21 protein-coding genes are annotated in these 25,815 nt (G+C 66.3%); 5 read left to right on the plus strand and 16 right to left on the minus strand.

The window, feature by feature from the left end; translation table 11 throughout:
* Positions 1–87 precede the first annotated feature (87 nt).
* Together ACZ48C_RS19430 and ACZ48C_RS19435 are read left to right on the plus strand one after the other, a co-directional pair.
* Positions 88–4,083 (plus strand): Pls/PosA family non-ribosomal peptide synthetase, encoded by a 3,996-nt coding sequence (locus ACZ48C_RS19430; RefSeq protein ID WP_464783959.1) that lies wholly within the window; start codon positions 88–90, stop codon positions 4,081–4,083.
* Complete coding sequence (locus tag ACZ48C_RS19435) at positions 4,080–4,730, plus strand: 4'-phosphopantetheinyl transferase family protein (protein ID WP_464783727.1); 651 nt, start codon at positions 4,080–4,082, stop codon at positions 4,728–4,730. Before ACZ48C_RS19430 ends, ACZ48C_RS19435 begins: the two co-directional genes overlap by 4 nt.
* Here ACZ48C_RS19435 and ACZ48C_RS19440 read toward each other — a convergent pair.
* Positions 4,712–5,302, minus strand: a complete 591-nt coding sequence (locus ACZ48C_RS19440) for a YqaA family protein (protein ID WP_119255741.1) — start codon at positions 5,300–5,302, stop codon at positions 4,712–4,714. The genes ACZ48C_RS19435 and ACZ48C_RS19440 overlap by 19 nt on opposite strands.
* Positions 5,303–5,472: 170 nt before the next feature.
* Here ACZ48C_RS19440 and ACZ48C_RS19445 point away from each other — a divergent pair, with 170 nt between their 5' ends.
* Positions 5,473–6,879, plus strand: coding sequence for a pyridoxal phosphate-dependent decarboxylase family protein (locus ACZ48C_RS19445; RefSeq protein WP_464783728.1), 1,407 nt, complete (start codon positions 5,473–5,475; stop codon positions 6,877–6,879).
* Between the two features lie 9 nt (positions 6,880–6,888).
* On the opposite strand, the gene ACZ48C_RS19450 is transcribed toward ACZ48C_RS19445, so the two are convergent.
* A complete protein-coding gene (locus ACZ48C_RS19450; protein WP_119255739.1) occupies positions 6,889–7,362 on the minus strand; it encodes an Lrp/AsnC family transcriptional regulator in 474 nt (157 codons plus the stop codon).
* Positions 7,363–7,487: 125 nt separating this feature from the next.
* Between ACZ48C_RS19450 and alr the strand changes: the two genes are divergently transcribed.
* Both alr and ACZ48C_RS19460 read left to right on the plus strand, forming a co-directional pair.
* Positions 7,488–8,621 carry an alanine racemase gene (gene alr / locus ACZ48C_RS19455; protein WP_464783729.1) on the plus strand — a complete coding sequence of 378 codons (1,134 nt, stop codon included), beginning with the start codon at positions 7,488–7,490 and terminating at the stop codon, positions 8,619–8,621.
* 83 nt (positions 8,622–8,704) lie between these two features.
* Complete coding sequence (locus ACZ48C_RS19460) at positions 8,705–9,955, plus strand: D-amino acid dehydrogenase (RefSeq protein WP_119255737.1); 1,251 nt, start codon at positions 8,705–8,707, stop codon at positions 9,953–9,955.
* 76 nt (positions 9,956–10,031) lie between these two features.
* Here ACZ48C_RS19460 and ACZ48C_RS19465 read toward each other — a convergent pair whose 3' ends face one another.
* From ACZ48C_RS19465 to ACZ48C_RS19530, 14 genes are all read right to left on the minus strand, one after another.
* Positions 10,032–11,147: a branched-chain amino acid ABC transporter substrate-binding protein gene (locus tag ACZ48C_RS19465; RefSeq protein ID WP_318912534.1), complete on the minus strand. Its 1,116-nt coding sequence runs from the start codon at positions 11,145–11,147 to the stop codon at positions 10,032–10,034.
* A 64-nt stretch (positions 11,148–11,211) separates the two neighbouring features.
* On the minus strand, positions 11,212–11,754 hold the full coding sequence (locus tag ACZ48C_RS19470) for a hypothetical protein (RefSeq protein ID WP_464783730.1): 543 nt from the start codon (positions 11,752–11,754) through the stop codon (positions 11,212–11,214).
* The gene (locus tag ACZ48C_RS19475) at positions 11,747–14,554 is read right to left on the minus strand and encodes a 2Fe-2S iron-sulfur cluster-binding protein (protein WP_464783731.1); all 2,808 of its coding nucleotides are present in this window, start codon (positions 14,552–14,554) and stop codon (positions 11,747–11,749) included. Before ACZ48C_RS19475 ends, ACZ48C_RS19470 begins: the two co-directional genes overlap by 8 nt.
* Positions 14,535–14,819: a sarcosine oxidase subunit delta gene (locus ACZ48C_RS19480; RefSeq protein ID WP_464783732.1), complete on the minus strand. Its 285-nt coding sequence runs from the start codon at positions 14,817–14,819 to the stop codon at positions 14,535–14,537. The genes ACZ48C_RS19475 and ACZ48C_RS19480 overlap by 20 nt, the downstream gene beginning before the upstream one ends.
* Positions 14,820–14,828: 9 nt before the next feature.
* The gene (locus ACZ48C_RS19485) at positions 14,829–16,082 is read right to left on the minus strand and encodes a sarcosine oxidase subunit beta family protein (protein WP_464783733.1); all 1,254 of its coding nucleotides are present in this window, start codon (positions 16,080–16,082) and stop codon (positions 14,829–14,831) included.
* Positions 16,083–16,299: 217 nt separating this feature from the next.
* Positions 16,300–16,971 carry a TetR/AcrR family transcriptional regulator gene (locus tag ACZ48C_RS19490; protein ID WP_464783734.1) on the minus strand — a complete coding sequence of 224 codons (672 nt, stop codon included), beginning with the start codon at positions 16,969–16,971 and terminating at the stop codon, positions 16,300–16,302.
* Positions 16,972–17,054: 83 nt separating this feature from the next.
* On the minus strand, positions 17,055–17,804 hold the full coding sequence (locus tag ACZ48C_RS19495; RefSeq protein WP_464783735.1) for an ABC transporter ATP-binding protein: 750 nt from the start codon (positions 17,802–17,804) through the stop codon (positions 17,055–17,057).
* Entirely contained in the window at positions 17,801–18,634 is an 834-nt protein-coding gene (locus tag ACZ48C_RS19500; RefSeq protein WP_464783736.1) for an ABC transporter ATP-binding protein, read from the minus strand. The genes ACZ48C_RS19495 and ACZ48C_RS19500 overlap by 4 nt, the downstream gene beginning before the upstream one ends.
* Positions 18,631–19,548 carry a nickel transporter permease gene (gene nikC, locus ACZ48C_RS19505; protein WP_464783737.1) on the minus strand — a complete coding sequence of 306 codons (918 nt, stop codon included), beginning with the start codon at positions 19,546–19,548 and terminating at the stop codon, positions 18,631–18,633. The genes ACZ48C_RS19500 and nikC overlap by 4 nt, the downstream gene beginning before the upstream one ends.
* Positions 19,545–20,606 (minus strand): ABC transporter permease, encoded by a 1,062-nt coding sequence (locus tag ACZ48C_RS19510; protein ID WP_464783960.1) that lies wholly within the window; start codon positions 20,604–20,606, stop codon positions 19,545–19,547. Before ACZ48C_RS19510 ends, nikC begins: the two co-directional genes overlap by 4 nt.
* A gap of 24 nt (positions 20,607–20,630) precedes the next feature.
* Entirely contained in the window at positions 20,631–22,280 is a 1,650-nt protein-coding gene (locus ACZ48C_RS19515) for an ABC transporter substrate-binding protein (protein WP_464783738.1), read from the minus strand.
* A 223-nt stretch (positions 22,281–22,503) separates the two neighbouring features.
* Entirely contained in the window at positions 22,504–23,118 is a 615-nt protein-coding gene (locus ACZ48C_RS19520) for a TerC family protein (protein ID WP_318912545.1), read from the minus strand.
* 197 nt (positions 23,119–23,315) lie between these two features.
* Positions 23,316–24,968, minus strand: a complete 1,653-nt coding sequence (locus ACZ48C_RS19525; RefSeq protein WP_464783739.1) for a metallophosphoesterase family protein — start codon at positions 24,966–24,968, stop codon at positions 23,316–23,318.
* Positions 24,969–25,000: 32 nt separating this feature from the next.
* Positions 25,001–25,801, minus strand: coding sequence for an inositol monophosphatase family protein (locus ACZ48C_RS19530; protein WP_464783740.1), 801 nt, complete (start codon positions 25,799–25,801; stop codon positions 25,001–25,003).
* Between the last annotated feature and the right edge of the window lie 14 nt (positions 25,802–25,815).

Raw genomic sequence — 25,815 nt, forward strand, 5'->3', positions numbered from 1 at the left:
GAACGTCACCTCGCCGGACATGGCACAAGCAGGATTTCGAATATGAACGACGCAGGCACCCATTTGCGCGGCCTTAGCCAGGGCGTGATGGACACGACCGAGAGCGGCCCGATGCCGCAGATCCTGTGCGGCCCCGATTCGCCGCGCGCCGGCCAGCCGGAAGAGCGGCTTTCCCGCGTCTTCGAGGGACTTGCCGAAACCTTTGGGGACGCGCCGGCCGTGCTCGATTCCGGCCGCGTCTGGACCTATCGCGAGATGGACGCCGCCGCGAACCGCTTCGCGCGCCTGCTCGCCGGGCGCGGCGTCAAGCCCGGCGACCGGGTGGCCCTGCTGCTCGACCGCTCCGCCGAGACCTATATCGCCATCCTCGCCGTCATGAAGGCGGGCGCGGCCTTCGTGCCGCTCGCCCCGGCCTTCCCCGAGGAGCGCATGTCGCTCATCGTCGAGGATGCGGGCGTCAGCCTCGTCGTCACCATTGCCGGCTATGCCGCGCGCGCCGCCGGGCTTTCCGTCCCCCATGTGGTGATCGCGGCCGATTGCCCGGAGGCCGCCCGGCACCCGGATACGCCGCTCGAAGTCGGCTTCTCCGAAGACGAAATCTGCTACATCCTCTATACGTCCGGCACGACCGGCCGACCGAAGGGCGTGGCGGTGCGCCACCAGAGCATCTGCAACTTCGTCCGCGTCGCGGCCGATGCCTATGGCTACCGCCCGGGCGACCGCGTCTACCAGGGCATGACCATCGCCTTCGACTTCTCCACCGAGGAGATCTGGGTGCCGTTCGCCGCCGGCGCGACCGTCGTCCCCGCGCCGGGCCGCATGACGCTGGTCGGCGAGGAACTTGCGGATTTCCTGCGCGCCAACGACATCACCTGCATGGCCTGCTCGCCGACGCTGCTTTCCTCCATCGAAAGCGACGTGCCGAGCCTGCGCGCCATCCTCGTCGGCGGCGAGGCCTGCCCGCACAACCTCGTCACGCGCTGGTCGAAGCCGGGCCGGCAGATCCTCAACACCTACGGCCCGACCGAGGCGACCGTGACGGCGACCATGGGCTATCTCACGCCCGAACGCCCCGTGACGATCGGCGCGCCGCTGCCGACCTATTCCATCGTCATCCTCGATGCCGAGGCGCCGCAACTGACAGCGCCGGGCGAGCTCGGCGAAATCGGCATCGCCGGCATCGGCGTCGCGGTCGGATATCTCAACCGGCCGGACCTTACGGCGCAGAAGTTCATCCCTGATTTCATCGGCCTGCCGAACAATCCCTCGCAGCGCATCTACCGCACCGGCGACCTCGGCCGCATCAATGCGGATGGCGAGATCGAATATCACGGCCGCATCGACACGCAGGTGAAGATCCGCGGCTACCGCATCGAGCTGGGCGAGATCGAGGCCGTACTGCTCGACCAACCCGGCATCGCGCAGGCGGCCGTCACCACCTGGGAGATCGAACCCGGCCGCGTCGAGCTGGTCGGCTACTATGCGCTGAAATCCGGCACGGACACGCTTGCCCGCGCGGACCTCGGCAGGGAACTGCGCCGCCGCCTGCCCGACTACATGGTGCCCTCCTTCCTGGAGGAGCTTCCGGCCCTGCCGATGACCGTGTCCGACAAGGTCGATACGCGCAAGCTGCCGAAGCCCATGAGCCTTCGCCTCGGGACCGAGCGCAAGGAAATCTTGCCGTCCACCGACGACGAGCGCTTCCTCACGGAAGCGCTGCGCGACGTGCTGAAGATGGACGACATCTACGCCGAGGATCATTTCTTCGACGATCTCGGTGCCAACTCGCTGCTGATGGCCCGCTTCTGCGCGAAGCTGCGCACGCGCAAGGAGTGGGCGACCACCTCGATGCGCGACATCTACATGCATCCGACGGTGGCCGGCCTCGCACGGCACCTGCGCGGCCCCGAGGAAGAGGTCGCGGCCGTCGAGGAGCCGTGCCTAACCCACCGCGCTTCGAACCTTGCCTACTGGACGAGCGGCGCGGCACAGCTCGCCTTCTACGGCCTCTACAGCTATTTCGGCCTGTGGATGCTGAACTACGGCCTCAACTGGGTCTACGACATGCTCGACGATCCGGTTCGGCTCTATCTGCGCTGCGCCATCCTGTCGGCCGCCGTGTTCTTCGGTATGTCCGGCTTTGCCGTCGCCATGAAGTGGCTGCTGGTCGGTCGTTGGAAGGCCGAAAGCTTCCCGATCTGGGGGCTTCGCTACTATCGCTTCTGGGTGGTCAAGACGCTGATCCGCACCGCGCCGGTCGTCCTCTTCCGCGGCAGTCCGCTCTATAGCCTCTATCTGCGCCTGCTCGGCGCGCGGCTCGGGCGCAGCACCACCATCGAATGTCGCACGATCCCCGTCTGCACCGATCTCATCTCTATCGGCGAGAGTTCGATCCTGCGCAAGGAATCGATGATTCTCGGCTACCGGGCGCAGGCCGGCTACATCCATACGGGGCCCATCTCCATCGGCCGCGACGCCTTCGTCGGCGTCGGCTGCGCGATCGACATCGACACGTCCATCGGCGACCGCGCCCAGCTCGGCCATGCCTCCTCGCTCCAGCGCGGGCAGCATGTTCCCGATGACGCGCACTGGCACGGCTCGCCCGCCGTCCCGACAAATGCGGATTATTGCAAGGTGCCGGTCGTCACGCTCTCCAAGACGCGGCGCATCCTCTACGAGGCCGTGCAGCTCGTCACGCTCTTTGCCGTCGTCACGCCATTCCCGCTGTGGTTCCACAGCTACTGGCAGAATGTCAGCGACGACTACCAGGAATCGATCGGCATCGTCGCCATCGGCACGACGGTCACGCTCATCGCCCTTATTGCAGCCCTCGCTTTCGTCGCCCTGGTGCTGCCGCGGCTGTTCAGCCTCGTTTTGAAGCCCGGCCGCACCTATCGGATGTACGGCTTCCATTTCTGGCTCCAGTCCATCGTCGAGGCCGGCACCAATGCACGCCTGCTCAACCTGATCTTCGGCGACAGCTCCGCCGTCGTCCACTATATCCGGGCGCTCGGCTGGAACCTCAACAAGGTGGTGCAGACCGGCTCGAATTTCGGCAGCAACCAGCAGCAGGACAATCCGCTGTTCTGCGAGATCGGGACCGGCACCATGGTCTCCGACGGCCTCTACATGATCAACGTGCACAAGTCGGCCTCCGCCTTCCGGCTGGAGCACACGAAGGTCGGCGAGCGCAACTATTTCGGCAACAACATCTTCTATCCGCCCGACGGGCGGACAGGGGAGAACGTCCTTCTCGGCACCAAGGTGATGGTGCCCATCGACGGGCCGCTGCGCGAGAATGTCGGCCTTCTCGGCTCCCCGCCGTTCGAGATCCCGCGCATGGTCAAGCGCGACAAGGAGCTGATCCAGGGCGTCAGCGACGAGGACCGCCGCGCCCGCCTGCCGCACAAGAACCGGCACAACCTCGTAACCGCGCTGATGTTCATCGCCGTGCAGTGGACGATGCTGTTCGTGACGCTGGCGATCTGGGACCGGGCGCTCAACTACTATACGGAATGGGCACAGGTGGCGCTTTTCGTCGCCGTCGTCCTGACGGCGGCCGTCACCATTCCCTTCTATATCCTGATGGAATGGGCGAGCCTTCGCTTCCGCAGGCTCCGGCCGCAGATGACCACCATCTACGACGTCGACTTCTGGCGCCACGAGCGACACTGGAAGCTGTCGGATTCGCCCATCGTGCGGCTCTTCGCCGGCACGCCGTTCCGCCCGATGATCCTGCGGGCGTTGGGCGTCAAGGTCGGCAGGCGCGTCTATGACGGCGGCGCCAACCTGACGGAACGCTCGCTGGTGGAGATCGGCGACGACGCCACGCTCAACGAAGGCTGCGTCATCCAGGCCCATTCGCTGGAGGAAGGCGCCTTCAAGTCGGATTATATCCGCATCGGCAACGGCTGCACGCTCAGCCCCTCCGCCTTCGTGCATTACGGCGTGACGATGGGCGAAGGCTCGATCGCCGATGTCGACTGCTTCGTGATGAAGGGCGAAATCCTCGAACCGCACTCGATCTGGCGCGGCAACCCGGCCAAGCTCCACGCCTTCGCCAGACCGGTCCCGGCCGAATGAGCGACAGCGCGGCCGAGACCGCGCTGCTGGCGCAGATGGAGCGGCTGGCCCCGCCGGCGGTGCGGCTCGGCTGCCGGCTTATCCGGGCGGGCGACGAGGCCCTGCTCCTGCCGGAGGAAGCCACCGTCCTTCCAGCGCGCCGGCTTGTCGCCCGGCGTGCAAGCGGTGCGGCCCGCGCGCTTGCGAGGGGTCTGCTGGCGGCGGAAGGCATGACTTCCGTTGCGATCGGACGCGGTCCTGCGGGTGACCCGCTCTGGCCGGCGGGCTTCGCCGGCTCGCTCGCCCATGACGACGAGATGGCCGTCGCGGCCGTCGCCCGCAAGGCCGATATTGCCTTGCTCGGCATCGATGTCGAGCCGGCCGAGCCGCTGCCGGACGAGATCGCCGCGCTGGCGGTAACGCCCGGCGATGTCCTCGAAGGCGTCGATCCCCGCCTTGCAGCACGCCTTCTCTTCAGCGCGAAGGAGGCGGTCTATAAGGCCACCTATCCGCTGGACGAGGAAATCCTCGGTTATGAGCACATCGGCGTCGATCTTGCGCGCCGCGAGGCCATGACAGCGCGCGGCCGCAGGATGCGGCTCTCCTTCTGCCTCCTGCCCCGCCTCGTCGTCCTTGCCGTCGCGGAGGATCAGCCGGCCAGCAGGTGATAGGCGACGTAGAGCACGATGAGGCCGACGGCCACGGCGCCGAGGATGAGCCCGAGGCGCTTTTCCACGAAGGCCTGGATCGGTTCGCCGTAGCGGCGCAGCAGGAAGGCGAGGAGATAGAAGCGAAAACCGCGCGCGACGATCGCCGACAGCACGAAATGCCAGAGCTTGATATGCGCGACGCCTGCAAGGATCGTCACGATCTTGATCGGCGGCAGGTGCGCAAGGCCCGACGTGACGAGGAGAAGGTTGAGCTGCCCCTCGGTGACATGGGATTTCAGCTGCTCGAAGGCCTCCAGCTTGCCGTAGAATTCGAGCACGGGCTTGGCGACCGCCTCATAGGCATAATAGCCGAGCATCCAGCCGGCAATGCCGCCGGCCACCGATGCCGCCGTGGCGACGAAGGCATAGCGGTAGGCCCGCTCCGGCCGGGCGAGTGCCATGGGCAGGAAAAGGACATCCGCCGGCACCAGGAAGACCGAGCTTTCGACGAAGGCGATAAGCGCAAGCCAGGCTTCCGCGGCCTTGCGTCCGGCAAGCGAGAGGGTCCAGGCGTAGAGTTTTCGTAACATGGGATTTCGTGTCTGCCGAACGGGATGGGGAATGGCCGGGATGCAGCCTCCGGCTTGGTACATGCTTCGCCCCGTGAACTCAACCCGCGCCCCTGCCCGCATCGCCGCCGCAGGCATTGCAAATCATCGCCCGAGCGCCGAGAAGAACGATAGGCATAAAGGGAGAGGACATGGATAGCGAAGAATTCCGCCAATGGTCGCGAACCGCCGCCGACTGGGGCGCCGACTACCGTGCAGGGCTGCGCGACCGGCCCGTGCGGGCGCAGACGAGGCCCGGCGACATCATCCGGCAGATTTCCGATGCCGCCCCGGAAACCGGCGAGACGATGGAGACCATCTTCGCCGATTTCGAGCGCATCATCCCCGATGGCATCACCCATTGGCAGCATCCGCGCTTCTTCGCCTATTTCCCGGCCAATGCCGCGCCGGTCTCGGTGATCGCCGATTACCTCGTCACCGCCGTCGCCGCGCAGTGCATGCTCTGGCAGACTTCGCCGGCGGCGACGGAGCTGGAAACGCGCGTCGTCGACTGGCTGCGCAAGGCGCTCGGCCTGCCGGACGGCTTTTCCGGCGTCATTCAGGATTCCGCCTCCACCGCGACGCTCGCCGCCGTGCTGGTGATGCGGGAAAAGGCGCTCGGCTGGAAGGGCAACAGCGAGGGGCTGGCGGCGCACGGTGCCGTTCGCGTCTATGCCTCCGGGCAGGTGCATACCTCCATCGACCGGGCGATCTGGATTGCCGGCATCGGGGAAGCGAACCTCGTGCGCATTCCCACCAAGGGAGCGCTGAACGGCATGGACCCGCAAGCGCTGGACGCCGCGATCAGGGTGGACCTTGCGGCCGGCCACATTCCCGCCGGCGTCATCGCCTGTACCGGGGGCACCTCCATCGGCGCCTGCGATCCCATCGCCGAGGTGGCGGCGGTGGTGAAGGCGCATGGCCTCTACCTCCATGTCGATGCCGCTTGGGCGGGCTCGGCCATGATCTGCCCGGAATTCCGCAGCCTCTGGGAGGGTATAGAGGCTGCCGATTCCATTGTCTTCAACCCGCATAAATGGCTCGGCGCCAATTTCGACTGCTCGGTGCAGTTCATCCGCAGCCCCGAGGATCAGGTGCGCACCCTGGCCATCCAGCCGGAATATCTGAAAACCCACGGCCACGACGGCATCGTCAACTATTCCGAATGGTCCGTGCCGCTCGGCCGCCGCTTTCGCGCGCTGAAGCTCTGGTTCCTGATGCGCTATCACGGGCTGGAAGGGCTGCGCGCGATGATCCGCAACCATGTCGAATGGTCGGCGGAGCTCGCGGCGCGGCTTGCCGCCGAGGCCGATTTCGAGATCGTCAGCCAGCCGGTCCTGTCGCTCTTCTCCTTCCGCCACAAGGGCGCGGGAGATGCCGACCGGCACAACATCGCCCTCGTCAACGCCATCAACGACGACGGCCGCATCTATCTCACGCAGACCCGCGTCGACGGGCGCATCGCCATCCGCTTTCAGGCGGGCCAGTTCGAGATGACGCGCGATGACGCCGATACGGCCTTCAAGGTGATAACCGAGGTCGCACGCGCATTGCCGTAGGCGATAGCGTCAGGCGCGCTTCGTCCGTCCCCTCGGCTTCGTCGCCAGCACGTTGCGGATCGCGAAGCTCGAATGGATCCGCGAGACGCCGGGCATCGCCGAGAGGATTTCCTTGTGGATGCGCTCGAATTCGCCGGCATTGGCGACCTCGACGCGCAGCAGGTAATCCGAGCCGCCCGTCATCAGGAAGCATTCGCGGATTTCCGGGTGTTTTCGCACGGCCGCCTCGAAACGGTCGAGGTGGTCCTCCGTCTGGCGTTCCAGCGTGATGTTGATGATGACCGCGATGGTCGATTCCGCATTCGAGGCATCCACCAGCGCGGTATAGCCGCGGATGACGCCCGCCTGTTCCATCAGCTTGATGCGCCTGAGACAGGCCGAGGGAGACAGGCCCACCTCGGCCGCCAGCCGCGCATTGCTCATGCGTGCATCAAGGCGCAGAAGGCGCAGGATGTTGCGGTCTATGGCGTCGAGAGCGGTCATTGCATATCATTCCAAACTGTCGTCGTTTCTTTCAAAAATCATAGCCGCACACAACAATCAAGCGCTGTTTCGTCGGCAATTTCACGATCGTTTCACTAGGCTGCGCGTAATGCGGGAGGCTGGACATGGACGGCGTGACGAGAACAGACAGGCAGAGCGAAGCGGCCGGCGCAGGTGGCGCATCGGGCTACCTGACCATCGATCTGGCGGCCCTTGCCCGCAACTATGAACGGCTCTGTGCCGAGGTCGCGCCGGCACGTGCCGCCGCCGTCGTCAAGGCCGATGCCTATGGGCTCGGCGCCGCCCGGGTCGCCGAAAGGCTCTATGCCCATGGCTGCCGCGATTTCTTCGTCGCGCAATTCGTCGAGGCCCTTGCCCTCCGCCCGCAGCTTCCCGCCGATGCGACGGTCTTCGTGCTGAACGGCCTCCAGCCCGGCAATGAATTCCCCGCCGCGCGGGACGGCATCGTGCCGGTCATCAACTCGCTGGAGCAGTGGCGGCAATGGGCGGATGCCGCCCGGATGCTCGCCCGCAGGCTGCCGGCGGTCCTGCAATTCGACACCGGCATGTCGCGTCTCGGTGTGCCGCCGGAAGAGCGGGCCGCGCTTGCCGAACTGGTGAAGTCTGAAGGCGGAATCGACACCCTCTTCGTCATGAGCCACCTTGCCTCCGCCGACGATGCGGACAGCGACCAGAACGGCGACCAGCTTGCCGAGATGGAGCGCGTTGCGGCGGGCTTCCCACAATTTCCCGTCTGCTTTGCCAATTCCGGCGGCGTCTTCCTCGGCAAGACCTATCACGGCGTTCTCGCCCGTCCCGGCATCGCGCTTTACGGCGGTGCGCCGACGGCAGGACGCGCCAATCCGATGGAGCCCGTCGTGCGTCTCGACATCGCCGTGGTGCAGACGCGCACCGTGCCCGCCGGCACGCGCGTCGGCTACAGCGGCACGCATGTCACGACTGGCCCCACCCGCCTTGCCACCATCGCGGCCGGCTATGCCGACGGCGTGCTGCGCAGCCTTTCGGACCGCGGCGCCGTCTTCTGCGATGGCGTGCGCCTGCCCATCGTCGGCCGCGTCTCGATGGACAGCATCACCATCGACGTCTCCGCCCTGCCGGAGGGCCGCCTCAAGCTCGGCAGCCTCGTGGAAGTGCTGGGCCCGCACCAGACGCTGGAGGACGTGGCGCGCGATGCCGGCACCATTGCCTACGAGATCCTGACCAGTCTCGGCCACCGATACGAGCGGCAATACCGCTAGGGCAGGTTCGTGGAAAACATCCGCCGTTCCCGCGACTGCCTTGAAAACAAAAGACAAAGCCTTTTCTTTCCAATGAGGATACCATGAAAGTCATCGTTCTCGGCGCCGGCATCGTCGGCGTCACGTCGGCCTACCAGCTTGCCAAGGCGGGGCATGAGGTCACGGTCGTCGACCGCCAGCCCGGCCCGGCGCTGGAGACCAGTTTCGCCAATGCCGGCGAGGTCTCCTTCGGCTATTGCTCGCCCTGGGCCGCGCCCGGCATTCCGATGAAGGCGCTGAAATGGCTGTTCATGGAACACGCACCGCTGATTCTTCGCCCGAAGGTCGATGGCGCCATGCTGTCCTGGATGGTGAAGATGCTCCGCAACTGCACCTCCGGCCGCTACGCCATCAACAAGAGCCGCATGCTGCGCCTTGCCGACTACAGCCGCATCTCCATCGCCGCGCTGCGCGAGGAAACGGGCATCGCCTATGACGAGCGCATGCAGGGCACCTTGCAGCTCTTCCGTACCCAGGCGCAGCTCGACGCCTCGGCCAAGGACGTCAAGGCGCTCGCCGCCGACGGCATTCCCTATGAAGTGCTCGATCCCGAGGGCTGCATCCGCGTCGAGCCGGCGCTGAGGCACGTGCGCGAGAAGATCGTGGGCGGCCTGCTGACACCCAAGGACGAGACCGGCGACTGCTTCAAGTTCTCCAATGCGCTGGCCGCGAAGGCCGAGGCGCTCGGCGTGCGCTTCAACTATGGCAGCATCATCCGCGGGCTCGATGTGGAGGGCGGCCGTGTGCGCGGCGTCATCACCGCGCATGGCAGGCTGGAGGCCGACGCCGTCGTCGTGGCGCTCGGCAGCTTCTCGCCGCTCCTCGTCAAGCCGCACGACATCCACCTGCCGGTCTATCCGGTCAAGGGCTACTCGCTGACGATCCCGATCGTCGATGCCTCGCGCGCGCCGGAATCGACCGTCATGGACGAGACCTTCAAGATCGCCATCACCCGCCTCGGCGACCGCATCCGCGTCGGCGGCATGGCGGAAATCTCCGGCTACACCAACGATCTCGGCGAGCCGCGTCGCCTCACGCTGCAGCACTCCGTCACCGATCTCTTCCCCGGCGGCGACATTTCCAAGGCCAGCTTCTGGTCCGGCCTGCGCCCGATGACGCCGGACGGAACGCCGGTCATCGGTCCGACGAAGATCGCCGGCCTCTTCCTCAATACCGGCCACGGCACGCTCGGCTGGACGATGAGCTCCGGCTCCGCCCGCGTCATCGCCGACCTCGTCTCGGGCAAGAAGCCGGACATCGACGCGACGGACCTCGCGATCGCCCGCTACGCCTGAAATGAAAAAGCGGCCTTTCGGCCGCTCCATGTGAAAAGGGCGGGAACCGGAGTTCCCGCCCTTTCTGTTTGTAGGCTTACTGGGCGATCGGGGCGTAGGCGCCGTTGCTCCAGCGGTTGATGTCGTAGCTGGCGTTCTTCAGGTCGCCTTTCTCGTCGAAGGTGACGGTGCCGACGACGGTGTCGATCGACTGGCCGTTCTTCAGCGCCTCGGCAACCTTCGTCGGATCGTCAGAACCGGCGCGCTCGATGCCCTGCGCAAAGGCCTGGATGACGGCGTAGGAGAAGAGCGTGAAGCCTTCCGGCTTGAAGCCGCCGGACTTGATCTTCTCGACGGCTTCCTTCGCCTCGGGCTTGGCCTGCGGATCGGACGGGAAGACGAAGAGCGTGCCTTCGCCGGCCGGGCCTGCGACCTGCCAGAATTCCGGCGAAGCGATGGAATCGGGCATGATGAGCTGGAACTTGTAGTTCTGCTCGGCCGCTTGGCGCAGCATGAGGCCGGCTTCCGGGTGATAGCCGCCGAAATAGACGACATCGACCTTGGCGTCCTTCAGCTTCGTCACCAGCGCATTGTAGTCCTTCTCGCCCGGATTGATGCCTTCGGCGAGAACTTCCTTGAGGCCCTTCTCGTTCATGGTGGCGCGCACGGCGTCGGCGACGCCCTGGCCGTAGGCCGTCTTGTCATGCAGGACAGCGACATTCTTGCCGGCATATTGCTGGGCGATCCACGGGCCGATGAAGGCGCCCTGAGCATCGTCGCGGGTGTAGAGACGCATGATGTTGGCCCAGCCCTTGGCGGCGGCATCGTCCGTCATGACCGGGTTGGAGGAAGCGGGGCTCATCATCAGCGTGCCGTTTTCGGCATAGACGGCGGAGGCCGGAATGCTCGAGCCCGAGCAGGCGTGGCCGTCGACGAAGCCGATGCCGGCGGCCGTGATGCGGTTGGCCACGGAGACCGCCTGTTTCGGGTCGCACTGGTCGTCCTCGAACTGCAGCTTGATCTGGCGTCCGAGCACGCCGCCCTTGCCGTTGATGGCGTCGGCAGCAGCCTGCGCGCCCTGCTTGAACTGGTCGCCGATCGTGGCGAGCGGCCCGGTCATGGGACCGGCCACGGCGATGGTCAGGTCATCCGCCCGCGCGGCCGTTGCCATGACGAGGCCGAGGGCCGTGCCGAGGATCAGAATGCTTTTCATATAGTTCAACTCCCCTTTGCGCCCGCACCATTGCGGGTCGTTCTTGTTCGAAACCGGGTTCTCCTCAGCCCCCGCCGGCCCTGCTCGAAAGCAGCGGCTGGCGTTCCATCCATTCCCATAGATAAGCGGCAAGTCCCCGGTCCACGTGGATGCGCAATGTCTGCATATCCCCGTGGAAATAGACACTGCATGTCAGGCCGCAAAACTGCAAGGCCGCACAGGGGGCGCCATTATCGGGATCGACAGCCGTCGCGCGGGCGATGAGGTCACGGACACCCTGCCCGCGCGCTTCGAGGACGCGCAGCGCCGAGCCGACCGCCGTCACGGCATAGCCCTCATCGTGCCATCCGGCCGGGCATTCGGAGGCCGGAACGCCCACGGCGAGCAGTCGGTCGCGGGCAACGCGCACCGCATACCGCCCGCCGGAGGCAAGCCCGAAGGCGCCGATGTCGGTGCCAAGGCCGTGCCGGGCGAGAAAGCGCTCGATATTGCCGCTGACGAGATGCTGCGGCAGGCCGGTGACGGCGCGGATGCGGAGCGACGGCGCGGCGAGCAGCGCTTCCGCCCAGTCGGGTTCCGGCCGCCATTTGCGGGAATTGTCAAGCATGGAGGCGGCCTCCTTCCGGATCGAAGGCGCAGGGCGCGACGATGCGGGCGTGCCGCACCTCCTTCAGATGCTGCAATTCGATGACGTCGCCCATGCGCGAAAGGCCGCGCTCGATGAGGCCGAGCGCGATCGGCCGCTGGAGCGCGGGGCTGAAATAGCTCGACGTGACATAGCCCGTGCTGCGCAGGCTGCTCGACGCCCGCTCGATACCGTGCGCGCCGGTCGGCAGTGCACCTTTTCCGTCTACTGCCTCGAGCCCGACGAACTGCCGGCGATCGGCCCGCGCGGCATCCTCGGTGATCAGCGAACGGCGGCCGATGAACTCGACCTTCTTTCTTTCCAGCGGCGCGGCAAGGCCGAAATCCATCGGCCGGCTCGTTCCGTCCGTGTCCTTGCCGATGACGACATAGCCCTTTTCCGCGCGCAGGATCATGAGCGCTTCGAGGCCGAGCAGCGTCGCGCCGTAAGCCTCGCCCTCGCGCCGCAGCCGCGACCAGAGCGCGGCGGCATGGTCGGCCGGAACGGAGATCTCGTAGGACCGTTCGCCGGTGAAACTGACGCGGGCGATCCGCACCGGAACACCATCGAAGGCGCCGGAGACGACACCCATATGCGGCAGGGCCGCATCGTCGAGCGCCGCGTCCAGGCCGAGCGCGGCGATCAGCGCCGGCGCCTCGCGGCCGGATACCGTCAGCGTCGCCATTTCCGCCGTCGCATTGTGGATGAAGATGCGGCTGCGGTCGAAACGGTCCTGCCGCCATTCCTCCAGAAGGGCATGCACGCCAGCGACATGGGAGGAGGAGCAGGAGACGACGAAGCGGTTCTCGTCGAGGCGCACCAGCACGCCGTCGTCATAGATATTGCCGGCCTCGCTGAGGATGAAGCCGTAGCGGCAACGGCCGGGCGAAAGCGTCGAGACGGTGTTGTAATAGATGAAGTCGAGGAATGTCGCGGCATCCGGACCGAGGACCTCGATCTTGCCAAGGGGCGAGCCGTCGAAGAGCGCAATGCCATTGCGTGCAGCCATGGCCTCGGCCTGGATGCGGACTTCTGCGGGGCCTTCGCCATAATAGGCCGGCCGCAGCCAGCCGCCATATTCGCGGAAGACGGCGCCATCCGCCCGGTGCTCCCTTTCGAGCGGCAGGCGGCGCAGCGGGTTCATGAGCGTGCCGGACCGGGCGCCCGCGAAGGAGGCGAGCGGAACCGGGGTGAAGGGCGGGCGATAGGTCGTCGTGCCGACTTCGGGAATACGGCGGCCGGTGATCTCGGCCATCAGCGCGAGGCCGTTGACATTCGAGGTCTTGCCCTGGTCGGTCGCCATGCCGAGCGTGGTATAGCGTTTCAGGTGCTCGACGGAGACGAAGTTTTCCCGGACGGCCAATTCCACGTCCTTGGCGGTGACGTCGTTCTGGAGGTCGATCCAGACCCGCTCCTTGGCACCCGGCTTCGGCCATGCGGCGACGATGCCGAAATCGCAGGCCGCCCCCTTCGCAAGCTCTGCCGGAAGACCGAAATCGCCAGCCGCGGCCCCGACCACCTCGACGCCCTCCACCGGCCGGCCGGGCACGAAGGCGAGAATGTCGTCGCGCCAGTCGAGCTTGCCCTGAGCCTGGCAATAGAGATGCACCGTCGGTGTGAAACCGCCGGAAACGAGTACCGCATCCGCCTCCAGTAGGCTGCCGTCGGAAAGCCGGACGGCGCTGACGGTGCCGCGACCGCTCGCCGAGACGACGGTGAGCCCCTTCAGCACCCGCAGCCCAGCGGACGTCGGGGCATCGGGGCGATAGTCGACGACGGTGACCTCGGCGCCGGCGTCCGCCAGCGCTTCCGCTACCTCATAGGCAAGGCCGTTATTGGTGGCGACGACGATCTTCCGCCCGGCGACGACGCCGAAGCGGCGGAGATAGACGAGCGCGGCCTCCGCCGACATGATGCCCGGCAGATCATTGTTGCCGAAGGGCAGCGGCCGTTCGATGGCGCCGGTGGCGAGCACGATGGACCCGGCGCGGACCCGCCAGAGCCGGTCCGGCGCACCATCCGCGCCCTTCTGGCTGAGGCCGACGAGACGGTGGTCGTAGATGCCGAAAGCCGTGGTGCCCGTTAGCACCAGCGCGCCTGCCTCCACGAGTTCCGCCGCGACATCCGCAGCCCATTCCACTCCCGGCTTGCCCTCGATGGTCGCCGCGCGATGAAGAAGGCTGCCCCCCACCTGTCGCCCGTCGTCGCAAAGCACGACCCGCCGGCCGGCCCGCAGAGCCTTGCGCGCCGCGAGCAAGCCCGAGGCCCCGGCGCCGACGACCAGCACGTCGCAATGATGGTTGACCTGTTCGGCGAAGGACGGCTCGCGCAAGCCGGCGTCCAGCGTCCCGAGGCCGGCCATCTGCCGGATACGCGGCTCGAACAGGTGCCAGTCGGGGAACATGAAGGTCTTGTAGTAGAAGGCTGCCGGGATGAAGCGCGAGAAGGCATCGAGGAAGGCGTGGCGATCCTTCTCGGCGCTCGGATCGGCATTGACGCTGCGCACGGCAAGGCCATCGGCAGCCGGAACCTGCGTCGCCCGCGTGTTCGGCATGGCACCGGCGATATCGACCAGCGCGTTCGGCTCCTCGACGCCGGCGCCCCAGAGACCGCGCGGGCGGTGATACTTGAAGCTGCGGCCGAGGACGGAAACGCCGCCCGCCAGCAGCGCGGAGGCGACGGTATCGCCCGCAAAACCCTCCACCATCTTGCCGTCGAAGGTGAAACGCAACGGCCGCGTCCTGTCGATGGCCGTCCCGCCTTCAGTGCGCCAAGCCGTCATCGCCGCCTCCTTCCGTCAGCGCGAAGGACCGTGCAATGCCGTGGTGCACCGTGTCGCGTTCCATGCGGAACACTTCGCCGCAGGTCATGTGCATCCAGATCTCGTTTGCCGCGCCGCGCAGGTTGTTCCGCTCGTAGAGATAGGCGGTCCATTCACCGTCCGTGACGGTGCGGAAGCCTTCCGGGCGGTGGTTGCCGGCGTCGCCGCCGAAGTGGAATTCCGTCTCGGAACGCGGCCCGCAGAAGGGGCATGGGAAAAGCTGCATCCGGTCCTCCTAATGCGCGATGCCGGAGCCGGCAGCCTCATCGATCAGCCGTCCGCAGGCGAAGCGGTCGAGATCGAAGGGGCGGCTGACGTCGTGGTGTTTGCCGGTGGCGAGGAGATGCGCGAGCAGCGTGCCGCCCGCGGGGATCGCCTTGAAGCCGCCCGTCCCCCAGCCGCAATTAAGGAAGAGGCCGGGCAGCGGGCTTTCGCCGAGGATCGGCGAGGAGTCCGGCGTGACGTCGACGATGCCGGCCCATTGCCGCATCAACCGCAATTGCCGGAAGCTCGGGAACATTTCCAGCAGCCCCGAGATCACCGTTTCCAGCATCGGCAGGTTGCCGCGCTGGCCGTAGGAGGGAACGCGGTCGAGCCCGCCGCCGATGACGAGTTCGCCCTTGTCCGACTGGCTGGCATAGGTGCCGGTGGCCGGCGACAGGACGACCGTGTCGAGCGCCGGCTTGATCGGCTCGGAAACGCAGGCCTGCAAGGCATAGGAGGTGATCGGCAGGCGGAAGCCGGCCTTGGCCGCAAGGTGGGACGTATGGCCGGCGACGACCATGCCGACCCGCTCGGCGCGGATCTCGCCGCGGCTCGTCTTCACGCCGCGGCATCGCCCTCCCTCGATGAGGAACTCCTCGACCTCGCAGGACTGGATGATATCGACGCCCAGCCGGTCGGCGGCGCGCGCATAGCCCCAGGCGACCGCATCGTGCCGCGCCGTGCCGGCCCTGCCCTGCCAGACGCCGCCGAAGACCGGGTAGCGCGCATCGGGCGACATGTCGAGCAGCGGCAGCACGCGGCGCACGTCCTCGATGCCGAAGAGCTCGGCATCCGTGCCGTTGATCTGCATGGCATTGACGGTGCGCGCCGCCATCTCCATCTCCGCCTCGCTGTGGGCGAGCGTGATGATGCCGCGCTGGGAAAGCATGATATTGTAGTTGAGGTCGCGGCCGAGCCCTTCATAGAGCTTCAGGGCCATTTCATAGAGCGCCGTGCTCTCGGGGAAGAAGTAGTTGGAGCGCACGACCGTCGTGTTGCGCCCCGTATTGCCGCCGCCGAGCCAGCCCTTCTCGATGATCGCGACATTGCGGATATTGTGGACCTTGGCGAGATAATAGGCCGTCGCCAGCCCATGCCCGCCGCCGCCGATGATGAGGATGTCGTAGCGCGGCTTCGACTGCGGCGAGCGCCACGCCTGCTGCCAGCCTTTCTGGCCGGCAAGCCCTTCCTTGAAGAGCGAGAGTGCCGAGTAATGCCGCGTCATCGCACTCCATCCTTTGCAGGATGGAGCCGCTTCGCCGAGAAAGCGACGGTCGGATTTTTCCTCATGAATCCCCCTCCCGACAGGCCCGCGCCTGTCGTTGGATGAATTTCTTATCCTCTCTGTACATAAATGTCCATTGGGGCTCGGAAAACATCCGCGCTCCTTCCACGCGAGTGCAAAGGGCTGGGGAAATCGTCTGTACAGAGGTGAACGGAAATCAGCCGTCGGGCAGCAGCCGGCGCATCACGGCAGTGAAATCCTCCACCTCGCCTTCCGTGGCCGGGCGGCCGGTGAAGGTCAGGAGATAGGAGCGGAGGTGGCTGAGGCGCTCGTCGCGACTATCGCCGATGCCGAGCGTGAAATGGCCGACCTGCGTGAAATAGAGGACGCGCGCCCGGGTGAAGGCCTCTTCCTCCGGATAGTCGTAGCGCAGGAACATCCGCTTTATGGCGTCGATCCGCTGATCGTCCGCCTGCTCGACGACCGCGCGCACCGTGGCGTCGATGCGCCCCCAGGCGCGAACGGCGGCATCCAGCGGAGGATCGAAAAGCGCGGGATCGACCCAGCACTCGAAGATATGGCAGACGCCTTCATTGGCTGATGCAGCCGGGCGCAGGGCGCGCTCGATGATCGGGCCGGTATTCTTGCGCAGCCAATGGTCCAGCAGTGCGCGCTGCAGCGCCTGCAGATCCGTGAAGAACCAGTAGAAGCTGGAGCGCGACACGCCGAGCTTCTTCGCCAGGACCTGGATCTTGACGTGCCCGATGCTCTCTTCGACCAGTGCCTCGACGCCAGCCTCGATCCAGGCTTCGCGCGTCATGCGTCCGGCGGCCTGCTTCGTCCCCGAGGGTTTTCCTGCGCTCACCTCGTCCCCTCTGCTTCGTTCCACGGCGCCATCTTGCGCAAAGCCCGGCCGATGGCAAGGCGGGCGGACGTCAACAGCAAATAGCGGGATCGCTTGCGTTCCGTGACTCAGCCGGTGCGCCGGAAGCCTTCGCTGGCGGCAAGCAGGCCGCGCGTATAGTCCTGCGTCACCCTGCGGGCCGCAAGGTCGGCGGCGGTCAGCTCTTCCACGGCACGGCCGTTCCGCATCACCATCAGCCGGTCGCACATATGGGTGACGACGGCGAGGTCGTGGCTGACCATGACGAAGGTGAGCTTGCGGGCAGCGCGGAGCTGTTCGAGCAGGTTCAGCACCTCGGCCTGCACCGAGGCGTCGAGCGCCGAGGTCGGCTCGTCGAGCAGCAGGATCGAGGGTTCGAGGATCAGCGCGCGGGCGATCGCCACGCGCTGGCGCTGGCCGCCGGAAAGCTGGTGCGAATAGCGGAAGCGGAAGGCGGAGCCGAGGCCCACCTCGTCGAGTGCCCGAACGATGCGGTTTTCGGTATCGGTGAAACCGTGGATGGCGAGCGGTTCGAGGAGCAGGCGGTCGACGGTCTGGCGCGGATGCAGCGAACCGTAGGGATCCTGAAAGACCATCTGGACCTTGCGATAGAAGGCCTTATCGCGCTTGTTGCCGAGCGGCGCGCCATCCACGGTGATCGTGCCTTGGGAGACCGGCGCAAGGCCGGCCACGGCGCGCAGCAGCGTCGACTTGCCGGAGCCGGATTCGCCGACGAGCCCGTAGGACTCACCCGGCGCGACCGAGAGGCTGACATCGTCGAGCGCCACGAAGTCGTCGTAGACGACGCCGAGGCCGTTTATGGCAAGGGCCGGCGTCATGTCCGCCACTCCGGTTTGCGATCGAGTACCGGCAGCGGGTGCCGGTCGGCGCCGATCTGCGGCATGCAATTCAAGAGACCGCGCGTATAGGGGTGCTGCGCCTCCGAGAGCTTCTCGGCCGGCAGCTCCTCGACGATGCGGCCGGCATACATGACGATGACGCGGTCGCAGAAGGACGATACGAGCCGCAGGTCATGCGAGATGAAGATCAGCCCCATGCCGCGCTCGGCAACCAGCCGGTTGAGGATGGCGAGCACGTCGAGCTGCACCGTCACGTCCAGCGCCGAGGTCGGCTCGTCGGCGATCAGCAGTTCCGGGCCGGCGACGAGCATCATAGCGATCATCGCGCGCTGGCCCATGCCGCCGGAGACCTCGTGCGGATAGAGGTCGAAGACGCGCTCTGGATCGCGGATCTGCACGGCGGCAAGCATGTCGAGCGCGCGCCTTTTCGCCTCCGCCCGGCCGACCGGCTCGTGCGCGCGCAGCGTCTCGACGATCTGGCGGCCGATGGTCATGACCGGGTTCAGCGAATATTTCGGGTCCTGCAGGATCATGGCGATGCGCTTGCCGCGCAGCGCCCGCCGCTCGGCCTTCGAGGCCTTGAGGAGATCGATGCCGTTGAATTCGAGGCGTTTTGCGTCGATGACGCCGTGCTCGGCGGTCAGGCCCATGATGGCGCGGCCGGTCTGCGACTTGCCGGAACCGCTCTCGCCGACGATGCCCAGCCGCTCGCGGCCGAGCGTGAAGGAGACGCCGCGCACCGCCTCGATGACGCCGGTGCGCGTCGGGAAAGAGACGTGAAGGTCCTCGACGGTCAGAAGCGCGCTCACTGGCCGCTCCCCCGCGGGTCGAGCGCATCGCGCAGGCCGTCGCCGAGCAGGTTGAAGCCGAGGCTGACGATGAGGATGGCGAAGCCCGGCATGGCGGCGACCCACCACTGGTCGAGGATGAAGCGGCGGCCGGAGGCGATCATCGCGCCCCATTCGGGCAGCGGCGGCTGTGCGCCGAGGCCGAGGAAGCCGAGGCCGGCGGCGGTGAGGATGATGCCTGCCATGTCGAGCGTCACGCGCACGATGAGCGAGGAGATGCAGAGCGGCATGATATGGCGCAGCACGATGCGCCAGGGGGAAGCGCCCATGAGCTGCACGGCGAGGATGTAATCCGAGTTGCGCACCGTCAGCGTCTCGGCCCGCGCGATGCGCGCATAGGGCGGCCAGGAGGTGATGGCGATGGCGATGATGGCGTTGCCGATGCCGGGCCCGAGCGCCGCCACGAAGGCGAGTGCCAGGACGAGCTTCGGGAAGGCGAGGAAGATATCGGTGATGCGCATCAGCACCGCATCAACCCAGCCGCCCGCATAGCCGGCGACCGTGCCGACCAGAAGCCCGAGCGGCGCGGCGATGACCGCCACCAGCAGCACGACCTGCAAGGTGAGGCGCGAACCGTAAATGAGGCGCGAGAGGATGTCGCGGCCCTGATCATCCGTTCCGAGCCAGTGGCCCGGCCCCGGCGTCAGCAGGCGCGCATTGGCGAGATCGCCGACATAGGGCGAATGGGGCGCGATGAGCGGCGCGAAGACCGCGAGGAAGACGAGGCCGAGGATGATCAGCAGGCCGAGCACGGCAAGCCGATTGGCGGTGAAGCGCCGCCAGGCGACATAGGCGCGGCCGAGCCTTGCCTGAAGGCGCGATTGCGGCCGGTCGGTCAGGAGCCATTCGCGGCGGGTCATGGCGGCCTCGCTCATCGGGTCCTCGTTCGGGGGTCGAGCATGCGGTAGAGCACGTCGGAGAGAAGGTTGATGGCGATGAAGACGGAACCGATGACGATGGTGCCGCCGAGCACCGCGTTCATGTCGGCGTTTTGCAGCGAATTGGTGATGTAGAGGCCGAGGCCCGGCCAGGCGAAGACCGTCTCCGTCAGCACCGAGCCTTCGAGAAGGCCGGCATAGGAAAGCGCGATGACGGTGACGAGCGGCACGGCCGCGTTGCGCAGCGCATGGCCCCAGATGATGCGGCTTTCCGATAGGCCCTTCGCCCGGGCGGCAACGATATATTCCTGCCCCAGCTCGTTCAGCATGAAGGAGCGCGTCATGCGGCTGATATAGGCCATGGAGAAATAGCCGAGCAGCGAGGCCGGCAGGATGATGTGCGAGACGATGTCGCGGAAGGCGGCCCAGTCGCGGTTGAGGATCGCGTCGATCAGGAAGAAGCCGGTGACGGGCGTGAACGTATATTCGAACACGACGTCGATGCGGCCGGGGCCGGAAACCCAGCCGAGGCGGGCATAGAAGACGAGGAGCGCGAGAAGCCCGAGCCAGAAGATCGGCACGGAATAGCCGATGAGGCCGACGATGCGCACCACCTGGTCGGCGATGCTGCCGCGCCGGACGGCGGCCAGCACGCCGAGCGGAATGCCGATGACCGCGCCGATGACGGTGCCGACGGAGGCAAGCTCCATCGTCGCCGGGAAGACGCGGCGGATGTCCGTCATCACGGGATTGGTGGTCAGCACGGAGGTGCCGAAGTCGCCCTGGAAGACGCCTTTGATATAGAGCCAGAACTGCTGGTAATAGGGCAGGTCCAGCCCCATCTCCTGCCGCACGCGCTCGACCACGCGGGCCGGCGCGCGGTCGCCGACGATCGCCAGCACCGGATCGATCGGCACGACGCGGCCGATGAAGAAGGTGACGGCGAGCAGGCCGAGATAGGTCGTGGCGACGACCAAGAGGAAGCCGGCAATCGATTTGAGCCTCGCATAGGCGCGCCGTTTGGCGCGCCCTGCCGGCTTTACCGTGTCAGACATGCTCAAGGAAATCGTCCTTTTGGCCTATTCCTTGCTGACGGGGGCCAGCGGGTTGGAGTCGAAGCTCGGGCCGAGCGTGTAGCCCTTGACCTTGCCGCGAACGCCGGCGACCTCGATCTGCTGGAAGATCATCACGAAGGGGCTGGTGTCCAGCGCCTCCTGCTGGAGCTTCTTGTACATCTCGGCGCGCTTGTCGGAATCGCGCTCCAGAAGGGCGGCCTTGCTCTGCTCCGTCAGCTCCGGAATGTCCCAGGCATTGCGCCAGGCGAGCGTCTTGACGGAGGCGTCGTCGCCATTGTCCGGGTTCGAGGTGAAGGCTTCCGCGTTGGAATTCGGATCCCAATAGTCCATGCCCCACTGACCGATATACATGTCGTGATTGCGGGCGCGGTACTTGGTCAGGGTCTGCTTGCCGTCGCCGGGAATGATCTCGACCTTGACGCCGGCCTGGCCGGCGGTCTGCTGGAAGGACTCGGCAATGCCCGTCACCGGCTGCGTGTTGCGCACGTCGAAGGTGACGGAGAAGCCGTCCTTCAGGCCGGCCTTCTCGAGCAGTTCCTTGGCCTTCGCGACATCGAGCTTGTAGGGGCTCGCATCGAGCGCGCCGAGCACGCCCTTGGCCTGGTAGGTCTGGCGGATCTCGCCGATGCCCTTGATGAGCGTCGCGCCGATCGCGTCGTAGTCGACGAGATACTTGAGGGCCTCGCGCACCTCGGGCTTCGCCAGCTTCTCGTTCTTCTGGTTGAGGCTGATGTAATAGACCGTGCCCTTGGGGGCACTGGCTGTCGTCAGGTCCGCATTCTTGGAAACGGCGTCGAGGTCGCCCGGCTCCAGGTTGCGGGCGACGTCGACGTCGCCGGCTTCCAGCATCAGGCGCTGGGTCGCGCTTTCCTTGACATGGCGGTAGATGACGCGGGTGAGCGCGGGCTTTTCGCCATAGTAGTTGTCGTTGCGCTCCAGCACGACGATCTCGTTGGCGCGCCAGTCGCGGATCTTGAAGGGACCGGAGCCGGCATAGTTGGTCTTCATCCAAGCATAGCCGAAATCGGTATCATACTTGTAGTCGTCGCTCGGCTTGGTGGATTCGGCGTGCTCCATCACCAGTTTCTTGTCGAGCACGGCGCCGACGGTCGCGGTGAGGCAGTTCAGCACGAAGCTCGGCGCATAGGGCTTGTCGACGGTGAAGACGAAGGTGCCCTCGTCCACGGCCTTCGCCTTTTCCGCGACGTTGTCGCCGGTCAGGCCGAACTGGGTGAGGATGAAGGCGGGGCTCTTGTCGAGCTTGACGACGCGCTCGAAGGACCAGGCGACGTCCTCTGCGGTGAGCGGATTGCCGGAGGCGAACTTGATGCCCGGCTTCAGCTTGAACGTATAGGTGAGGCCGTCGTCGGAGACGGTCCAGCTTTCGGCGACGCCGCCCTTCACCTTGGTCGTGTCGGCAATGTCGAGGCGCACGAGCATGTCATAGGCATTGCCGATGAACTCGGCCGGCGTCAGCTCGAAGGATTCGGCCGGATCGAGCGTGATCGTGTCGTCGATGGCCCAGGCCTGGACGAGCGTATCGGCCGGCGTCTCGGCAAAGGCGGGCGCCGTGCCGCCGGTGGCCAGCAGCAGCGTGAAGGCCGCGCCGGCGAGCAGCGGGCGAATACGCGAATTGATCTTTTCCCTGTTCATTTCGGTTCCCCATTTTGATTGTGCTTGAAGGCCCCGGCACGGGATCGATGCGCCGATGCCATTTCCGCAATACAATCATAATACTGATGGGGAAAACAATCCCCCTTCGGCGACTGTCCCGGTTCGCTTCGCGCGGCAACCGAAAGCCGGCCGAAAGCATCCCGCGCGCAGGCCGCAGAAACCGGACATCGTGTCCGCGGCCATGCCGGCCACGGCGGAAGGGTCAGGTCGCCGGAAGGTAGGGCATCACTTCGAGCGCGCCGCGATAGATCATGTCGAGCGCGACATAGAGGATGATCGCAAGGCCGATATAGGCGATCCAGCGATGCTTGTTGAGCAGGCGGGCGATGAAGTTGGCCGCGATGCCCATCAGCGCGATGGAGAGCGCAAGGCCGACGACGAGGACGCCCGGATGCTCGCGTGCCGCGCCGGCGACGGCAAGGACGTTGTCGAGCGACATGGAGACGTCGGCGACGACGATCTGCGTCGCGGCCTGGAAGAAGGTTTTTCGCGGGGCGCCCTCGGACGTGGCGCCGTCCTCGCCTTCCTCGTGCCCGCCGCGCAGTTCGCGCCACATCTTCCAGCAGACCCAGAGCAGGAGCAGGCCGCCGGCGAGCAGCAGCCCGATGATCGCCAGCAAATGCACGGCGACCGTGGCGAAGATGATGCGGAGGACCGTCGCTGCAAGAATGCCGACGAGAATCGCCTTCTTGCGCTGGGTGGGCTCCAGGCCGGCCGCAGCCAGGCCGATGACCACCGCATTGTCGCCCGCCAGCACGAGATCGATCGCAATGACCTGCAAGAGCGCCGTGAGGCCGGCCGCCGTCAGAATTTCCATGCTTTGCCACCTTCGGATCTGCACGTTGGGTGGAGGCCATCCCCCTGCCCGCCGATATCGATCAGTACCCTTTCGGATTTGCGCTTTGCAAGACCGGCGAAAGAAGATCAGGCCACGACGCGGGCGCAGCCGCGGATTTCGCCGGGCGAGCGCGATGTTTCCCCTCTTCCATCAGCTTGTTGTTCCTGACTGCCGGCCTAACGGGCAATCCTGATGGCGTCGGTTTCCGGTGATCCGGTCACGATCTCCCAGTCGTGTGAGAAAGTGAGGCGACGGAAATCGTCCTTCCGGAAGTGCCGGCGGAATATCCGCAGGAGGCTGGCGGCGAGGCCCTCGCCGGCCGGCATGCCGCAGATATCCAGCAGCGCGTCGAGGGTCGCGCGCTCGTCCTCCGGCATCTCCAGGCGCCAGGCGGCGTTGTGGCGGGCGATATAGATCGCCTCGACCAGCCGCATGGCGGGGATGGCCGCGAACCGCGCGCCCTGCTCCGGGGAAAGTGCAACGCCCGCTCCTTCACGCGCGATGTCCGCCAGCGTCATGCGCTTTATGGCGGCCCGGGCTTCCGGCGTCCATTCCTTCGCGAAGAAGCGGTGATGGACGATCTCGCGCAGGTGCCGGATGGCGAAGGCGCCGAAATCGCCGGCATCCAGCAGGTCGCCGACATCGAGGCCGCTTTGTTCCGCCTCCCGGCGATAGGCCGAGAGGATTGCCGGATCGAGGGCAAGGCCCGTAACGCGTATGGTTTCGAGCTCGGCTCCGTCGTCGTGAAGCGTCAGCAGGCGGTAGCCGCCGGGATAGCCGGCGGTGGAAGGCACGGCGACATTGACGATGCCATCCTGCCGCGAAACGTTGTCGATATGCAGATGCCCGCTGAAATGCAGCCGGAGGCCCGCTTTCGCGAGCAGCGCGGCGGTGTCTTTCGAGGGCGTGCGGCGCACGAAGATCGTCCGCCCGAACAGCCGCTGCTCATCTTCCAGGGTCGCGTCGAACGGGTCGACGGCGGGATAATGGGCAAAGGAAATCAGCCGCTTGCCCAGCCGCTCGGCCCGCCGGGAGACATCGGCGATCCAGGCCAACAGATAGGGCCGGTGCGCCACCAGCGCGTTGTAGCCGGCATCCGTGCTGTCATCGAAGGCCTCCTCCGCAAGGTCGAAATCGCCGTCGCGCGGCACGAAGACATTGCCGTCGATGGAAAGCAGCCAGACGCCCTCGACCGGTTCGACCAGATAGGACGCATCGATGAAACGGTGCTCGTGGCGGCTGTCCGGCGAGGACAGGGTGTATTGCCTGTCCGCAAGATCGTCGGACGCGCCGAATGGCGTTTCCCAGTGGAGTTCCGTCCCGTCGCGGAAGAAGCCGAGCCCGCGCGGCAGGCTCTCCGCATAGGAGCGGCAGCGCATGGCGGGATTGAACAGCACGCCTTCGCCATCCGGCCGCGACCCGGAGACCAGGAAGGAGCCGCCGTCATCGAGCAGGAAGCTCCGGTCGAGGCTACGGCCGGAATAGCCGTAGACGTCATGGTTGCCGACGGTGGAGAAGAACCGCATGCCGAAACGGTCGGCATAGGACTGCATCAGCGCAAGCGAGGCCGCGACGCTTTCGTCCTGCCCGTCGTCGGAATAGTCGCCGACGACGATGACATGGCGAATGCCGCGCGCGGCGATGTCGTCGAGCACCGCGCGAAAGCCCGCCTCGCTTTCGTTGAAGAGGCGCGTCGACTGGACCGTGTCGGCGAGCGTGCGCAGTTCCATCCCGCCGGGCAGGCGGTCGGCCGCGATGCGGCCCCCGCGATAGTTGCCGCGCACATTGTGCAGATGCGGATCCGCGATGATGGCGAACCGTTGATGCATTATCGTTCCTCTCCGGGCCGGGTAGGCAGTTTTCAGCCTAGTTGCGCCAGCTTCGCGAGCGCGGCGCGCGCGCCCGGCCCTGCGGCGACGACGGGGGACCCCTTCGTCAGCCGCTCGCCTTCCGTCGGGAAGGGGTGATACCAGCCGCCTGCCTCCTTGACGAGGCAATAGCCGGCAAGGCAATCCCAGGCATGCATGTAGGGCTCGTAATAGCCGACGAGCCGGCCGGCGGCGACATAGGCCAGCATCAGCGCGCCGGAACCGTTTCGAATGAAGTTGCCGCCCGCCTGCAGCAGGCGGCTGACGATGTCGGCGACGACCTCGGGCGTGACATGGCTGTTGGCGCCGATGCCGGTCAGGGCGTTCTCGATGGTACGGGAAGGATCGAGCGTCAGGACCTTGCCGTTGAGCTTCGCCCCCCTACCGGCGGCGGCGGCATAGAGCTCGCCATGGCAAGGCGCGCCGATGACGCCGACGACCGGCACGCCCTCGTGCAGCACGGCGACCGAGACGCACCAGTTCGGCATGCCATTGACGAAAGGCGCCGTGCCGTCGATGGGGTCGACGACCCATGTATAGCCCGACGTGCCCGCCGTCAGGCCGAACTCCTCCCCGAGGAAGCCATCTTCCGGGAACAAGGCCTCGACCCGGTCGCGGATCAGTTTCTCCACGTTGCGGTCGGCGATGGAGACCACGTCCTGAAGGTCGCGCTTGGTCTCGATGACAAGGGAATCGCGCCGGTTGAAGTAGTCGAGCGCCATCGCCCCGCCCTCCTGCGCGAGAAGCTTGGCGAGGGCGAAGCGTTTGTCGAGGGCCGTCTCTTGCGACGTCATGCGTTTATTCCTTG

Source organism: Shinella sp. 1A1 (assembly GCF_055379515.1).

Bases quoted from the DNA above. Each gene is read 5' to 3' on its own strand.
- ACZ48C_RS19430 (WP_464783959.1), top strand. From the start codon at position 88: ATGGACACGACCGAGAGCGGCCCGATGCCGCAGATCCTGTGCGGCCCC.
- ACZ48C_RS19435 (WP_464783727.1), top strand. From the start codon at position 4,080: ATGAGCGACAGCGCGGCCGAGACCGCGCTGCTGGCGCAGATGGAGCGG.
- ACZ48C_RS19440 (WP_119255741.1), bottom strand. From the start codon at position 5,302: ATGTTACGAAAACTCTACGCCTGGACCCTCTCGCTTGCCGGACGCAAG.
- ACZ48C_RS19445 (WP_464783728.1), top strand. From the start codon at position 5,473: ATGGATAGCGAAGAATTCCGCCAATGGTCGCGAACCGCCGCCGACTGG.
- ACZ48C_RS19450 (WP_119255739.1), bottom strand. From the start codon at position 7,362: ATGACCGCTCTCGACGCCATAGACCGCAACATCCTGCGCCTTCTGCGC.
- alr (WP_464783729.1), top strand. From the start codon at position 7,488: ATGGACGGCGTGACGAGAACAGACAGGCAGAGCGAAGCGGCCGGCGCA.
- ACZ48C_RS19460 (WP_119255737.1), top strand. From the start codon at position 8,705: ATGAAAGTCATCGTTCTCGGCGCCGGCATCGTCGGCGTCACGTCGGCC.
- ACZ48C_RS19465 (WP_318912534.1), bottom strand. From the start codon at position 11,147: ATGAAAAGCATTCTGATCCTCGGCACGGCCCTCGGCCTCGTCATGGCA.
- ACZ48C_RS19470 (WP_464783730.1), bottom strand. From the start codon at position 11,754: ATGCTTGACAATTCCCGCAAATGGCGGCCGGAACCCGACTGGGCGGAA.
- ACZ48C_RS19475 (WP_464783731.1), bottom strand. From the start codon at position 14,554: ATGACGGCTTGGCGCACTGAAGGCGGGACGGCCATCGACAGGACGCGG.
- ACZ48C_RS19480 (WP_464783732.1), bottom strand. From the start codon at position 14,819: ATGCAGCTTTTCCCATGCCCCTTCTGCGGGCCGCGTTCCGAGACGGAA.
- ACZ48C_RS19485 (WP_464783733.1), bottom strand. From the start codon at position 16,082: ATGACGCGGCATTACTCGGCACTCTCGCTCTTCAAGGAAGGGCTTGCC.
- ACZ48C_RS19495 (WP_464783735.1), bottom strand. From the start codon at position 17,804: ATGACGCCGGCCCTTGCCATAAACGGCCTCGGCGTCGTCTACGACGAC.
- nikC (WP_464783737.1), bottom strand. From the start codon at position 19,548: ATGAGCGAGGCCGCCATGACCCGCCGCGAATGGCTCCTGACCGACCGG.
- ACZ48C_RS19510 (WP_464783960.1), bottom strand. From the start codon at position 20,606: ATGTCTGACACGGTAAAGCCGGCAGGGCGCGCCAAACGGCGCGCCTAT.
- ACZ48C_RS19515 (WP_464783738.1), bottom strand. From the start codon at position 22,280: ATGAACAGGGAAAAGATCAATTCGCGTATTCGCCCGCTGCTCGCCGGC.
- ACZ48C_RS19520 (WP_318912545.1), bottom strand. From the start codon at position 23,118: ATGGAAATTCTGACGGCGGCCGGCCTCACGGCGCTCTTGCAGGTCATT.
- ACZ48C_RS19525 (WP_464783739.1), bottom strand. From the start codon at position 24,968: ATGCATCAACGGTTCGCCATCATCGCGGATCCGCATCTGCACAATGTG.
- ACZ48C_RS19530 (WP_464783740.1), bottom strand. From the start codon at position 25,801: ATGACGTCGCAAGAGACGGCCCTCGACAAACGCTTCGCCCTCGCCAAG.